12 protein-coding genes are annotated in these 12,913 nt (G+C 76.3%); 2 read left to right on the top strand and 10 right to left on the bottom strand.

The window, feature by feature from the left end:
* Positions 1-8: 8 nt before the first annotated feature.
* Entirely contained in the window at positions 9-980 is a 972-nt protein-coding gene (locus ACIQVT_RS21640) for a DUF4349 domain-containing protein (RefSeq protein WP_403756058.1), read from the bottom strand.
* Positions 981-1,138: 158 nt separating this feature from the next.
* Between ACIQVT_RS21640 and hemG the strand changes: the two genes are divergently transcribed.
* Both hemG and hemQ read left to right on the top strand, forming a co-directional pair.
* Positions 1,139-2,638 (top strand): protoporphyrinogen oxidase, encoded by a 1,500-nt coding sequence (hemG, locus tag ACIQVT_RS21635; protein ID WP_403756055.1) that lies wholly within the window; start codon positions 1,139-1,141, stop codon positions 2,636-2,638.
* 5 nt (positions 2,639-2,643) lie between these two features.
* Complete coding sequence (gene hemQ / locus ACIQVT_RS21630) at positions 2,644-3,375, top strand: hydrogen peroxide-dependent heme synthase (protein ID WP_403756052.1); 732 nt, start codon at positions 2,644-2,646, stop codon at positions 3,373-3,375.
* A 15-nt stretch (positions 3,376-3,390) separates the two neighbouring features.
* Here hemQ and ACIQVT_RS21625 read toward each other — a convergent pair whose 3' ends face one another.
* The 9 genes from ACIQVT_RS21625 to ACIQVT_RS21585 form a co-directional block, all read right to left on the bottom strand.
* On the bottom strand, positions 3,391-5,046 hold the full coding sequence (locus ACIQVT_RS21625; protein ID WP_403756049.1) for an alpha/beta hydrolase: 1,656 nt from the start codon (positions 5,044-5,046) through the stop codon (positions 3,391-3,393).
* Between the two features lie 168 nt (positions 5,047-5,214).
* Entirely contained in the window at positions 5,215-5,994 is a 780-nt protein-coding gene (locus ACIQVT_RS21620) for a TIGR04222 domain-containing membrane protein (RefSeq protein WP_403756046.1), read from the bottom strand.
* 107 nt (positions 5,995-6,101) lie between these two features.
* Positions 6,102-6,872, bottom strand: coding sequence for a DUF4142 domain-containing protein (locus tag ACIQVT_RS21615; RefSeq protein ID WP_403756042.1), 771 nt, complete (start codon positions 6,870-6,872; stop codon positions 6,102-6,104).
* Between the two features lie 141 nt (positions 6,873-7,013).
* Positions 7,014-8,348 (bottom strand): DUF692 domain-containing protein, encoded by a 1,335-nt coding sequence (locus ACIQVT_RS21610; protein WP_403756038.1) that lies wholly within the window; start codon positions 8,346-8,348, stop codon positions 7,014-7,016.
* Between the two features lie 147 nt (positions 8,349-8,495).
* Positions 8,496-9,221 (bottom strand): aminoacyl-tRNA hydrolase, encoded by a 726-nt coding sequence (locus tag ACIQVT_RS21605; protein ID WP_403756035.1) that lies wholly within the window; start codon positions 9,219-9,221, stop codon positions 8,496-8,498.
* A gap of 57 nt (positions 9,222-9,278) precedes the next feature.
* Positions 9,279-9,461: a hypothetical protein gene (locus ACIQVT_RS21600; protein ID WP_403756032.1), complete on the bottom strand. Its 183-nt coding sequence runs from the start codon at positions 9,459-9,461 to the stop codon at positions 9,279-9,281.
* A gap of 18 nt (positions 9,462-9,479) precedes the next feature.
* Positions 9,480-10,328, bottom strand: a complete 849-nt coding sequence (locus tag ACIQVT_RS21595; protein WP_403756029.1) for a polysaccharide deacetylase family protein — start codon at positions 10,326-10,328, stop codon at positions 9,480-9,482.
* A 121-nt stretch (positions 10,329-10,449) separates the two neighbouring features.
* On the bottom strand, positions 10,450-12,012 hold the full coding sequence (locus ACIQVT_RS21590; RefSeq protein WP_403756026.1) for an FAD-dependent oxidoreductase: 1,563 nt from the start codon (positions 12,010-12,012) through the stop codon (positions 10,450-10,452).
* Positions 12,013-12,040: 28 nt separating this feature from the next.
* On the bottom strand, positions 12,041-12,910 hold the full coding sequence (locus ACIQVT_RS21585; protein WP_403756023.1) for a PPK2 family polyphosphate kinase: 870 nt from the start codon (positions 12,908-12,910) through the stop codon (positions 12,041-12,043).
* Positions 12,911-12,913 lie beyond the last annotated feature (3 nt).

Genomic DNA, 12,913 nt, shown 5'->3' with positions numbered 1-12,913 from the left:
CGCCGACTTCACTTCCGCCCGGCCTGCCCCGGGTCCACCGGGCGGGCCGACGGCAGCGGGCCGGGCCCGGCCGCCGCGGGCACGGCGCGGCGCGGCAGCCGCGGGCGTACGACGCGCCGCCACACCAGCGTGAGCAGTGCGCCGAGCGCCGCGAACGGCAGCACGGCGCCCAGCGCCAGCGCGATCCAGCGCAGCACGGAGACGAACGCGTGCCAGCCGCCCGCCAGCGCGTCGGCGAAACCCGGCGAACCGTCACCGGACGCCTCCGCCACCCGCGTCCGCGACAGCGACAGGGTGATGGTGGCCAGGCTCGTGCGGTCCTTCAGGGACGCCTGCCGGGCGAGCAGCGCCTCCAGGTCGGCCTGACGGCTGCTCAGCTCGCCCTCCAGCGAGACCACGTCACTGAGTTTGTCCGCCTTGTCCATCAGCTCGCGGATCCGGGCCACGCTGGCCCGCTGCGAGGTGATCCGGCTCCGCACGTCCACGACCTGGTCGGTGACGTCGACGGCCTTGGCCGTGCGGTGCGTCACCCGGCCCGCGCCCTGGAGGCCGGCGAGTACCTCGTCGTACCGCTCGGTGGGCACGCGCAGCACGACCCGGGTGTGCTCGTGGCCGTCGCGGTCCCGGCTGGTGGTCTCCGTGCCGACGTAGCCGCCCGCCTCCCCGACGGCCGTACGGGCCGCCTCCAGCGCCTTGGCCACGTCCTTCACCTGGACGCTGAGGGTCGCGGTGCGGATGATCGCGTCCTGCGCCAGCCGGGGCGTGCCCCGGACGGCCCTCGCGCCCTTCGCCCCGCCGCCGTACCCGCCCGGCATCCGCTGCGGGGCGTCCGCGGCGTCGGCCGCCGCGGCGGACTTCGCCGAGGCGTCGCCCCCGTCGCCCCCGCCGGCGCACCCGGCGAGCGCGAGGGAGGCGGCGAGCAGTGTCCCGGCCAGGACCCGCGCGGGCCGGGCGGAACGGGTGACGTGTGGTGTGCGCATGGGTGGTACCCCCGGTGGCTGTCGTGTGTGGCGCTCCTTCGACGGCGGGCCCGGTGGGAACGTTCGGCCCCGCCGGTCCCGGTGCGGTCACGGTCCGGACTCGGACCGGACACCGGGGCCCGGCGGGAGCGCCGGCGGGGTCTGAGAGAGTGGGGGGCATGAGCACAACGGGTAACGGTGCGGCGGGCAGGGGCCTCGGGCACGTCGTCGTCGTCGGAGCCGGCGTCGCCGGACTGGCCGCGGCGCACCGGCTGCTGGAGCGCGGGGCGCGGGTGACGGTCCTGGAGGCCGGCGACCGGGTCGGCGGCAAGCTGCTGCCGGGCGAGATCGCCGGGGTACGCGTCGACCTGGGTGCCGAGTCCATGCTCGCCCGCCGCCCCGAGGCGGTGGCGCTCGCCCGCGAGGCCGGCCTCGGCGACCGGCTCCGGCCGCCGGCCACGGCGACCGCCGCGATCTGGACCCGTGGCGCCCTGCGCCCCATGCCCAAGGGGCACGTGATGGGCGTCCCCGGCACCGCCGCCGCCCTCGCGGGCCTGCTGTCCGACGAGGGCCTCGCCCGCATCGACCGCGACGCCGGCCTGCCCCGCACGGAGACCGGCGACGACGTCGCCGTGGGGGAGTACGTCGCGGCCCGCCTCGGCCGGGAGGTCGTGGACCGCCTGGTGGAGCCCCTCCTCGGCGGGGTCTACGCGGGCGACGCGTACCGCATCTCCATGCGCTCGGCCGTCCCGCAGCTCTTCCGGGCCGCTCGGACCCATGCCTCGCTGACCGAGGCGGTCCGCGACATCCAGGCGAAGGCGGCGGCGGCCGGGCAGACCGGACCGGTGTTCCTCGGCATCGAGGGCGGCGTGGGCTCGCTGCCGCTCGCGGTCGCCGACTCGGTGCGGGCCCGCGGCGGCGAGATCCTGACCGGCACGCCGGTGCGGGAGCTGCGCCGCCGCGGACCGGCCCGGCCGGACGCCGCCGACGGGGAGCACGGCGCCTGGCACGTCCTCGCCGGTGACCGGGTGCTGCGCGCGGACGCCGTCGTCCTCGCCGTCCCCGCCCGCCCGGCCGCCGACCTGCTGCGCGCCGAGTCCCCCGGGGCCGCCGCCGAACTGGCCGCCGTCGAGTACGCCTCGATGGCCCTGGTCACCCTCGCCTACCGGCGCGCCGGACTGCGGCTGCCCGAGGGCAGCGGCTTCCTGGTGCCGCCCGTCGACGGCCGCACCGTCAAGGCCGCCACGTTCGCCTCCCAGAAGTGGGGCTGGGTCGCCGCCCAGGACCCGGACGTGGTCGTGCTGCGCGCCTCCGTCGGCCGGTACGGCGAGACGGCGGTCCTCGGCCGGGACGACGCCGGCCTCGTCGAGGTCGCCCGGCACGACCTGCGCGAGGCGACCGGCCTGGACGCCGAGCCCCTGGAGACCCGCGTCACCCGCTGGACCGACGGCCTGCCGCAGTACCCCGTCGGGCACCACGCGCGCGTGGCCCGCGTCCGCGCGCACGTCGCCGCCGTCCCCGGCCTCGCGGTGTGCGGCGCGCAGTACGACGGGGTCGGCATCCCCGCGTGCGTCGCGAGCGCCTACGCGGCGGTCGACCAGCTGGACGGCGACCCGGCCGGTGCCGCCGAGCTGACCGCCCACCCGGTGCAGAGCCTGCACGGCGGAGCGGGAGAATAGGGACCATGAGTGACGACGCCCCCACCACCGAGTCCGGCAGGATCCCGAACAAGGGCAAGCTGGCCAAGGACCTGAACGAGGTCATCCGCTACACCCTGTGGTCCGTCTTCCGGCTGAAGGACGTGCTGCCCGAGGACCGCACGGGATACGCCGACGAGGTCCAGGAGCTGTTCGACCAGCTCGCCGCCAAGGACGTGACGATCCGCGGCACCTACGACGTCTCCGGCCTGCGCGCCGACGCCGACGTCATGATCTGGTGGCACGCCGAGACCAGCGACCAGCTCCAGGAGGCGTACAACCTCTTCCGCCGCACCCGGCTGGGCCGCGCGCTGGAGCCGGTGTGGTCGAACATGGCCCTGCACCGCCCCGCCGAGTTCAACCGCGCGCACATCCCGGCGTTCCTCGCCGACGAGACGCCCCGCGACTACGTCAGCGTCTACCCGTTCGTGCGGTCCTACGACTGGTACCTGCTGCCCGACGAGGACCGCCGCCGCATGCTCGCCGACCACGGCAAGATGGCCCGCGGCTACCCCGACGTACGCGCCAACACCGTCGCCTCGTTCTCCCTCGGCGACTACGAGTGGATCCTCGCCTTCGAGGCCGACGAGCTGTACCGCATCGTCGACCTCATGCGCCACCTGCGCGCCTCCGAGGCTCGGATGCACGTCCGCGAGGAGGTGCCGTTCTACACGGGCCGCCGCAAGGACGTCGCCGACCTGGTCGCCGGACTGGCCTGATCCGGGCGGAAGACCCTACCGCCGGGCGGTCCCGCCCTTCAGGGCGTCCCGCGGGGACGGGCCGGGGGCGGGGGCGGCCGGGGTGTCCGGCCGCGGTTCCGGGCGCGGCGCGCACGACGTGTGCCGCGCCGGGAGGCGGCCCTGGAGCAGGTAGGCGTCCAGGTACGCGTTGACGCACGCGTTGGGGCCGCCGCCGACGCCGTGCGTGCCCGCGTCCCGCTCGGTCACCAGCACCGAACCGGCCAGCCGCCGGTTGGTCTCCAGGGCCCCCTGGTAGGGCGCCGCCGCGTCCCGCTCCGCCGCCAGGATCAGCACCGGCGGCAGCTCACCCGGGGCGGTCCGCACGTCCAGCGGACGCTGCCGGGGCGCCGGCCAGTAGGCGCAGGGCAGGTTCGCCCACGCGTTGTCCCAGGTCTCGAACGGCGCCACCCGGGCGAGCCGCGTGTTGTCCCGGTCCCACACCTCCCACCGCGTGGGCCAGGGCGCGTCGTTGCACTCGACGGCCGTGTAGACCGCGCTGCCGTTCTCCGCCTCCACCGCCGTGTCCGGTCTCGGCGCGGCCAGCCGCACCAGCGGTTCCGGGTCGCCGCGCAGGAACGCCGCGAGGGCCTCGGCCCGGCTCGGCCAGAAGTCGTCGTAGTACCCGGCGGACAGGAACGCGTTCTGGAGCTGGCCGGGGCCGACCTTGCCGTCCGCCGCCTTCGCGGCCAGCCGCTCGCGCGCGGTGTCGTAGGCGCGCTGCACCTTCGCGGGCGTGTCACCGAGTCCGTACGCGTCGTCGTGGCGGGCGATCCACTCGCGGAAGTCCGCCCAGCGGTCCTCGAAGGCGGCCGACTGGTCGAGGTTGTCGCGGTACCAGACCTTCTCCGGGTCCGGGTCCACCGCCGAGTCCAGCACCATGCGCCGCACGTGCGAGGGGAACATCGCCGCGTACAGCGTGCCGAAGTAGGTGCCGTACGACGCGCCCATGAAGGTCAGCCGGTCCTCGCCGAGCGCGGCGCGCAGCACGTCCAGGTCCCGTGCGTTGGCCAGCGAGGTGTAGAACCGCAGCCCGCTGCCGGACCGCCGGGCGCAGCCGCGCGCGTACGCCTTCGCCTGTGTGATCCGCTGCCGCTTGTACGCCTGCGAGGGGTGGACCGGCGACGCGGTGGGCGCCTTGAAGAAGTGCCTCGGGTCCACGCACGACAGCGGCGCCGAGCGTCCCACGCCGCGCGGGGCGTAGCCGACCAGGTCGTAGGCGGCGGCGGTCGGCTTCCACCGCGGGACCGCGCCGATCAGCGGGAAGTACATGCTGGAGGCGCCCGGGCCGCCCGGGTTGTAGACGAGGGCGCCCTGCCGGGGGACCTTCCGCTTGCTGTTGCGCGGGTCCTTCTGGGTGGCCCGGGACCGGCTGACCGTCAGCCTGATCTTCTTGCCGTCGGGGTGGGCGTAGTCCAGCGGGACGGTGACCGTGCCGCACCGCACCTCGGCCGGAGCCTGCGGCAGGTCCGCGGCGGAGCACGGGCCGAAGTGGATGCCGGCCGCCCGGGCCCGGGCCGCCGCCACCGCGGTCCCGCGCAGCTCGGCCGCGCCGGGGGCGCCGGAGCCGCCCGGGGCGCCGCCCGCCGGGACCGCGGCCAGGCCGGTCAGCAGCAAGGACCCGGCGGCCGAGTAGAGGGCGGCAGCATGCATCGCGTGTCCCTTCGGTGCGCGGCGGCGATGGCACGGCTGCCACGGCCCGGCGACGTCACCAGGGATGCTTCGGCCGGCCGCCGGAGAACGCAAGCACCGCCCGGCCGGTGTCGGCGGCAATGCTCCCCGTGCGCCCCCGGAAGGAGCCCGCGCTCCGGGGAGGGGGCGTCACTCCCGCCAGGGCCGGTCGCGGTGGGTGAGGGCCGCCCGCAGTCCCGGTTCCCCGATGGCGCGGACACCGCGTACGGCGACGGCCGTCAGGAACGACCGCTCCTCCCCGGCGGGTCCGCCGGCCAGCGCGCCCAGCAGCCGCTGCCCGGCCGGGGAGGCCCAGCGCGCGTACGGGTGGACCTCGAACCGGGCGATGGCCAGGCAGCTCAGCGACAGGACGAGGGGCAGGGCGAACCACAGGGCCATCAGCGGGCGCGGCGTCCCGGTCGGCACCGGCAGCAACAGCGCGGTCGCACCCAGCGCCACCACGGCCACCGCGGCGGCCCGCACCAGCAGCACGGCGGCCCCCACCGTGCCCCCGGTGCCCTCGGGCACCGCGAGCCCGGCGCGCACCAGCCCCTCGGCCAGCCGGCGCACCGCCTCGGCGCCGGCCGCCCGGGCCCGCACCGGCGCGATCCGGGACTGGCCGCCGGGCCCTATGGCCCCTATGACGGACCGCTCCATCTCGTCGCGGCCCCGCGGGTCGACGACCGTGGCCCAGCCGGTGTGGGCGAGCAGCAGCCGCCGCTGGCGGGCCATGGAGACCAGGGTGACGTCGGCGACCCGCGCGGGCCCGCCGGACAGGAACGCCGCCTCGTACAGCGTCAGACCGCGCTCCCGGCCCACCGGTGTGCCACGCGCCTCCACGGCCGCCGCGCGGACGGCGGCAAGGCACAGCCGGGTGCAGGCCGTACCGGTGAACGCCCAGGCCAGAAGCAGGAGAAGGAGCCAGAACATGAAGATTTTCTACGCCGGCGACCGGGGTGGGCGCCATGCCCTGTTCACGATCCGGACACAGGGTCGCCATGCTGTGACGTTCCGTCCGCCGGTGGGCCGGACGGCCGTCATGGACCGCCCGTCGCCGGCGGCGGGCCGGCCGTGGCCGGTGGCAGGGCGTACGTCTCGCCCGGCGAGGGGGTGACCGGCACCGCGGCGCCGGGGTCGGTCTCCGGGGGCGTCGGCACCGGGGACGCCGGGGCGGCCAGCTCCCGGGCCAGCGCCGCGAAGTCGACGTACCCCGTCGCCTCCAGGATCCTGATGTGGTCCAGCACGGTGGTGTTCGCGTCGTCGGCGAGATCCCGGACCAGGGAGTTCTGGGTGCCGGCCCGGACCTCCGCGACCAGGGAGAACACCCGGCCGTGCGCGAGCCGCAGGAGGCCGGCGAACCGCCGGTCGAAGTCCTGGCCGTCCGCCGCGTCCAGGGTGGCCAGCCACTGCCTCTGCTGCGCGTTGGGCTCGTTGGGCAGGGGCAGGCCGAGCTGGGTGGCGACGGTCCGCACGTGCGCGTCCAGCGAGGTGTGGCCGTCGACGAGGTGCCGTCCCGCCGTGCGGACGGCCGCCGTGGTGCCCTTGCGCTCCGCCAGCTCCCCGGCGGTCAGCTCCCACAGGCCCGCCAGCCGCACCTTGGTGACGAAGTCCCGGTCCCGCGCGGACAGCGGACCGTACGGCGTCGTCACCGTCGCCGCGCTCAGTACGTTCGCGCTCGCCGGGTCCGGCCGGCCGGCGTAGGACCACAGCGGCACGAGCAGCGCGACGACCGTCGCCGCCAGACCGGCGACGATCAGTCCGGTACCGCTGAAGATGCCTCGGCCCTCGATCGGGGGTCGCGGTCGCATGCTGCCTCCTGCACCGCGCGCCGTGGTCTGCTCGGGATGGCCGCGGGGCTGGCATCGTACTGCGGACCGGAAGAACACCGTCCGCCTGCCCTCCGCCCGCCCGCAAGGCGGGAGACCCCGCGGTCGGCCGCCTCCGGACGGTCAGGCGCGGTGCCGCAGCAGTCCCCGGACCAGCCGCGTCGTCGCGGACGCCCGCCGTGGTGCCGGTCCGGCCCGGTCCAGCCACCACTCGCGCAGCCTGCGCCGCGCCCCCGCGTCCGCCGGGTGCCCCAGCTTCAGCAGGTGGCCCGCGAACTCCAGCGCGTCCCGCCGGTGCCCCGCGGTCATCGGCCGCTGCCGGGCGTACGCGAGGAACGCCTCCCGGTACCGCGCCCCGAGGATCACGGGCAGCTCGGGCGCCACCTTCGCCACCACGTCCGCCCGCTTCGCCGCCAGGGCCCGCGCCTGCACCCGCATCCGCGCCCGGTCGAACCCCTCCGGCACCGGCGTCCCCGCCACCAGCGCGGACAGTACGGCGGTCTGCGCCACCCCGAGCCGTTCGCGGGCCCGGGCCACGGGCGGCGCCAGGACACCGACACCCCCGGCCCCCGCACCGGCGGCGCCCCCCGACGCCGTACCCGTCGCCGCCGTACCGCCCACGGCGCGGGACCGCCCGGCGTCCACCGCCTCCCGTACGGCGTCCAGCTCCCGTGCCAGTTCGGCCGGCGCGGGGAAGTCGTCGTCGCGCTCCAGGAGCACCCCGGGAGGTGCGACGCGGCCGGCGAGGGCGGTCAGGATGTCGAGCACCGGGCGCGGCACGGGGTGGGCGTGGCTGTCGTGCCAGACGCCGTCGCGTTCGACACCGCCCGCGACGTGCACGTAGGCGAGCGCCTCCAGCGGCAGCGCGGCCAGCGCCTCGGCCGGGTCCTCGCCCCGGTTGACGTGGTTGGTGTGCAGGTTGGCCACGTCGATGAGCAGGCGTACGCCGGTCCGCTCGACCAGCTCGGACAGGAACCGGCCCTCGGTCAGCTCCTCGCCCGGCCAGGAGAACAGCGCGGCGATGTTCTCCAGCGCCAGCGGCACCGGCAGCGCGTCCTGCGCGATGCGGACGTTCTCGCACAGCACGTCCAGCGCGTCCCGGGTGCGCGGCACGGGCAGCAGGTGCCCGGCCTCCAGGGGCGGGGAGGCGGTGAGCGCCCCGCCCGCCCGGACGAAGGCGATGTGCTCGGTGACCAGCGGCGCCCCCAGCGCCTCCACCCGCTCGGCGAGCGCCGCGAGCCGCCCCTCGTCGGGACGGTCCGCGCCGCCGAGGCCGAGGGAGACGCCGTGCGGGATCACCGTCACACCGCGCTCGCGCAGCCGTGACAACGACTCCGGGAGGTGACCGGGGCAGACGTTCTCCGCCACGACCTCCACCCAGTCGATGCCCGGCATCCCCTCCACGGCGTCCGCGATCTCCGGCCGCCATCCGATCCCGGTCCCCAGTCGCCCCGTCATGCGTGTCCCCCTCCTCGGCGCGCGTACGTGCCCCGAGCGAGGAGGGTATGGCCCCGGCGGCGAACCCCGAACCCCTTTCCGGCGGCGTTCAGAGCAACATTTGAGGTTGGTTCCCGGGCCGTCGTCGCACCGGGAGGGGACCTGCGGTCAGCCGGCGGGGCGCAGTGCCGGGTGGTCGGCCACGACCGTGCACGATCCCGGGGCGATCTCGGTGAACCCGGCGTCCCGGACGAGGGGCAGCCCGCTCCCGGTCAGGCGCGGCCAGTCGGCGCGGGCGGCGGTGCGGACGGTCAGCGCAAAGCCGGCGTCCCGCCACGCCCGGCGGTCCGCCTCGCCCAGCGCCCACCAGGCCAGCTGGGCGCCGTGGCCCGCCTGGGCCATGGCCTTGCCGGCGGACATCTCCAGCTCGGGATTGAGCCACAGCACCGGCTGGGCCGGCCCGGCAGCGGCGGGCGGCTCCGGGTCGTCCAGTTCCGTGCCCGACACCTGGAGCTTCGCCAGGTCCTTGGGCCAGCCGTCCAGTGGGATCGGCGGGAAGACGCGGACCTCCGCGGCCGCGCCGGTCACCGTGATCCCGGGCAGGGACGCGGCGCGCCGCCACTCGGCGCCCCTGGCCCGCCGGACCACCTTGCGGATGCGGGCGTCCTCCCAGCTCCGCACGGCCTCGGCCCACTCGCCGTCGTCCCGGGTCCGCTCGTCGCCGAGCAGGACGAGCACGGCCCGCGCGGCCGTCTCCAGCGCGTCGGTGCGGGCGGGGGGCGCCCCGCGCTCGATCCGCACGACGAGCGGCAGGACGAACTGGGGGGCCCGGTCGCGGGTGTCGCGCGGGGGATCGGCAGGGCTGTCGGCACGAGGGGCGGATGTGTGGCTCACGACAGCCCAGCCTACGAACCCGGTGGCGGGCGGATCAACGCGCCCACCGGGCCGCGCTCACCCGGAGCACGCGGTGCGCTGCGCCTCCTGCCACTCGCAGACGGGGCACAGGGTCACGCCCTTGTGCGACTCCGGGTACTCCGTCGGTTCACGGCACAGCACGCACTCCGCGAACGGCGGCCCCGCGGCCTCCACGGGCTGCGTCCCCCCGGCTCCGGCACGGTGCTCCACGTCGCTCATGCCCCCAGCGTAGGACGGTCAGCGGTGTCCGCCGCTCTGGCCGATCAGCTCGGACACCTTGACGAACCGGTAACCGCGCCGGCGCAGCTCCGGCACGACCGCGCGGACGACCCGCTCGGTGGTCGGGGCGGCGCTGCGGGTGCAGTGCATGACGACCACCGAGCCCGGCTTCACCCCGTCGAGCACCTGGCGGGTCACCGCGTCGGCGTCCGTGGCGAACGCGTCGCCGCTCACCACGTCCCACTGCACCGCGGTCACCCCGAGCCCGCTCAGCTCCCGCAGGGCCCGCTGGTCGTAGCAGCCGCCGGGGAAGCGGAAGTAGGGCATCGGGTGGGCCACGCCGGCCGCGCGCAGGGAGGTGTACGCCCGCTGGACGTCCGCCCGCATCCCGTCGGCGTCGACGGTCGGCAGGCCGTAGCAGTCGGCGGTGAACGCGTAGTGGCTCCAGGAGTGGTTGGCCACCTCGAAGCGCGGGTCGCGGCCGAGGTCGTGGGCCTCGGCCGGGTACTGGTCGGCCCAGCGGCCGGTCATGAAGACGGTCGCCGGCACCTTCAGCGCGCGCAGGGCGCTGATCAGGCCGGGGTTGTCGAAGTGCTCGCCGGAGGCGGCGCGGGGCCCCTGGTCGGCGGTCATGTCGGCGTCGAAGGTGAGCGCCACCGTCTTGCCCCGGGTGCGCGGGCCGTGCTCGAAGACGGGGGTCAGCCCGCCGGGGCCCGGTGCGAGCACCGGCGGGCGGGTGGCGGAGGGGGACGCGGAGACGGGGGAGACGGCCGGGGCGGGGCGCCCACCGCCCGCGGTGCCGCAGGCGGTGAGCACCGCGCCCAGCGCGGCGCAGACAGCGGTGATACGTCGTACGTGTGGGATCACCGTACGAACGTAGAGCTTGATGTCCGTCAATAAACTGATATGACTCGTGGCGCGTCGGTGCGGTCACCCACGCGGCGGCGGGTGGCCCCGAGCCGGTGGGTGGCCCCCGGGCCGGCGCCGGTCAGTCCGCCTCCGGCCCGGTCCCGTCGCTCCCGTTACTCCCGTCGAGGTCGCGCCGCTCCAGCGGGCTGACCGCCGGACCCTCGATCACCGCACCGTCCACGTCGAAGCGGGACCCGTGGCAGGGGCACTCCCAGGCGCGTTCGGCCCGGTTGAAGGAGACCAGGCAGCCCATGTGGGTGCAGCGGGCCGACACGGCGTGCAGGGCGCCCGCCTCGTCGCGGTGCACGGCGACCCGTTCCCCGCCGCACCGCACCAGCGCGCCGTCGCCGGGGGCCAGCTCCTCCACCGACGCCGGCGCTTTCAGCCGGTCGCCGACGAAGTGCCGGGCCACCTCCGCCTGCGTCTTCAGCAGCGACGGCGCCTCACGCACCACCGGCTTCAGCCGGCGCGGATCGTACAGCTCCCGCCAAGCGCTGTCCCGGCCGGTGATCAGGGCGGTCAGCAGCAGCCCGGCCATGATGCCGCCGCTCAGGCCCCAGCCGCCGAAGCCGGTGGCGACGTACGTGTGCCGGGCGCCCGGGTGGAAGGGGCCGACCAGCGGGACCGTGTCGGTGGACTCGTTGTCCTGCGTGGCCCAGGCGTGGTCCAGGTCCACCCCGGGGAAGTGCTCCTCCGCCCAGGCGGCGAGCCGTGCGAAACCGGCCTCCGGGTCGCCGGTGCCGGGCGTGAAGTGCTCCCCGGTGACGACGAGCATCCGCTGTCCGTCCGGGCCGAGGGGCGCGGTGCGCACCGAGCGGGTGTTCTCGTCCGGCGTGATGTACATGCCGTCCGGATCGGGGCCGGGGCCCATCGGACCCGCGACGACCAGTTCCCGGCGCGGCGAGAGCCGGCTGAACAGCAGGGCCCGGTCGAACACCGGGTAGTGGGTGGCGACCACGACGTCCCGGGCGGTCACCACGAGGCCCCCCTCGGTCGTCAGCCGGCACGGCTCGCCCTCCGTGAGACCGGTGACCCGGGTGTGCTCGTACACCCGGCCGCCGTGCGCCAGCAGGTCGGCGGTGATCGCCCGCAGGTACTTGACCGGGTGGAACTGCGCCTGGCCGCTCACCCGGACCGCACCGGCCACCGGGAACGGCAGCCCGGTCCGCGTGGTGAACACCGCCGGCAGGCCCGCCTCCCGGGCGGCCTCCGCCTCCGCGCGCACCTCCTCCACCCGCGCCGGGTCCCGTACGTAGGTGTACGCGTCCCTGGTCTCCCACTCGCACTCGATGCCCAGCTCGTCCACCAGCGCCGCCGCGTGCTCGATCGCCTCGGTCTGCGAACGGGCGTACAGCCGGGCCCCCTCCGCGCCCCGGGTCCGCCGGAGCCGGTCGTAGACCAGGGTGTGCTGGGCGGTCAGTTTGGCGGTGGTGTGCCCGGTGACGCCGGCCGCGGTCCGCCCGGCCTCCAGCACCGCGACCCGCAGCCCGGCGCGGGCCAGTTCACGGGCGGTGCTCAGCCCGGCGATGCCCGCGCCGACGACGGCCACGTCGACGTCGAGGTCCTCGGCCAGGGCGGGATGGGCCGGACCGGGGGCGGTCCGCAGCCAGTACGAATCGGTGACCTTCCGCTGCTCGTGCATGGACGCCGGGTACCCCGGCCCGCCCGGGTCACATCCGCTCCAGCAGCCGCAGCCGGCACTCCGCCACGTCGAACCCGGGCTCGGGGTAGCGCGGATCGAGCTCCCGCAGGTGCTCCAGGAGCAGCCGGCCGATCGCCCAGTCGCGGTACCACTTGCGGTCCGCCGGCACCAGGTACCACGGCGCGTACGGCGCCGAGCAGCGCGTCAGGGCCAGCTCGTGGGCCTCCTGGTGGGCGGACCACCGGGCACGTCCGTCGAGGTCGGCGGGGTCGAACTTCCAGCGTTTGTCGGGGCGGTCCAGGCGGCGCAGCAGCCGGCGCCCCTGCTCCTCGGGGGAGAGGTGGAGGAAGCACTTGACGAGGGTGACGCCGTCCTCGGCGAGGGAGCGCTCGAAGTCGTTGATCAGGCCGTACCGGCTGCCGATCTCGGCCGGCCGGGCCAGGTGTCGCACACGGGCGATGAGCACGTCCTCGTAGTGCGAGCGGTCGAAGACGCCGATCTCGCCGGCCTCGGGCAGCGCGCGCCGCACCCGCCACAGGAAGTCGTGCCGCCGCTCCTCCTCGGTGGGCACCCCGAACGCCGTGATCCGGCAGCCCGCCGGGTTCAGCCGGCCGATGACGTGCTTGACCGTGCCGCCCTTGCCGCTGGTGTCCATGCCCTGGAGCACCAGCAGCACCCGGCGGTGGTCGCCCGCCCTGCCCGCGGCCCACAGCCGTTCCTGGAGCCGAGCCAGGCGCCGGCCGGTCCGGGCGGTGTCCGCGAGCCCCGCCCGCCTGCCGCCCGGCGCGCCGGGGGTGGCCCGGGCGTCGTACCCGGCCAGCTCGACGCGTTCGCCCGGCGGGAGGCGCAGCAGGGCCCGCAGTGCCTCGCCGTTCTTCCTGGCCGGGTGCTTCGGCACGGG

The organism is Streptomyces sp. NPDC100445, assembly GCF_044759735.1.
In the GTDB taxonomy this organism is placed as follows: domain Bacteria; phylum Actinomycetota; class Actinomycetes; order Streptomycetales; family Streptomycetaceae; genus Streptomyces.
The sequence above is the reverse complement of the archived record's forward strand: the minus strand, read 5'-3'. Positions and strand labels throughout refer to the sequence as shown.

Excerpts from the sequence above, each read along its gene's own strand:
- hemQ (WP_403756052.1), top strand. The coding sequence starts at position 2,644 with ATGAGTGACGACGCCCCCACCACCGAGTCCGGCAGGATCCCGAACAAG.
- ACIQVT_RS21600 (WP_403756032.1), bottom strand. The coding sequence starts at position 9,461 with ATGAGCGACGTGGAGCACCGTGCCGGAGCCGGGGGGACGCAGCCCGTG.
- hemG (WP_403756055.1), top strand. The coding sequence starts at position 1,139 with ATGAGCACAACGGGTAACGGTGCGGCGGGCAGGGGCCTCGGGCACGTC.
- ACIQVT_RS21610 (WP_403756038.1), bottom strand. The coding sequence starts at position 8,348 with ATGACGGGGCGACTGGGGACCGGGATCGGATGGCGGCCGGAGATCGCG.
- ACIQVT_RS21590 (WP_403756026.1), bottom strand. The coding sequence starts at position 12,012 with ATGCACGAGCAGCGGAAGGTCACCGATTCGTACTGGCTGCGGACCGCC.
- ACIQVT_RS21620 (WP_403756046.1), bottom strand. The coding sequence starts at position 5,994 with ATGTTCTGGCTCCTTCTCCTGCTTCTGGCCTGGGCGTTCACCGGTACG.
- ACIQVT_RS21640 (WP_403756058.1), bottom strand. The coding sequence starts at position 980 with ATGCGCACACCACACGTCACCCGTTCCGCCCGGCCCGCGCGGGTCCTG.
- ACIQVT_RS21615 (WP_403756042.1), bottom strand. The coding sequence starts at position 6,872 with ATGCGACCGCGACCCCCGATCGAGGGCCGAGGCATCTTCAGCGGTACC.
- ACIQVT_RS21625 (WP_403756049.1), bottom strand. The coding sequence starts at position 5,046 with ATGCATGCTGCCGCCCTCTACTCGGCCGCCGGGTCCTTGCTGCTGACC.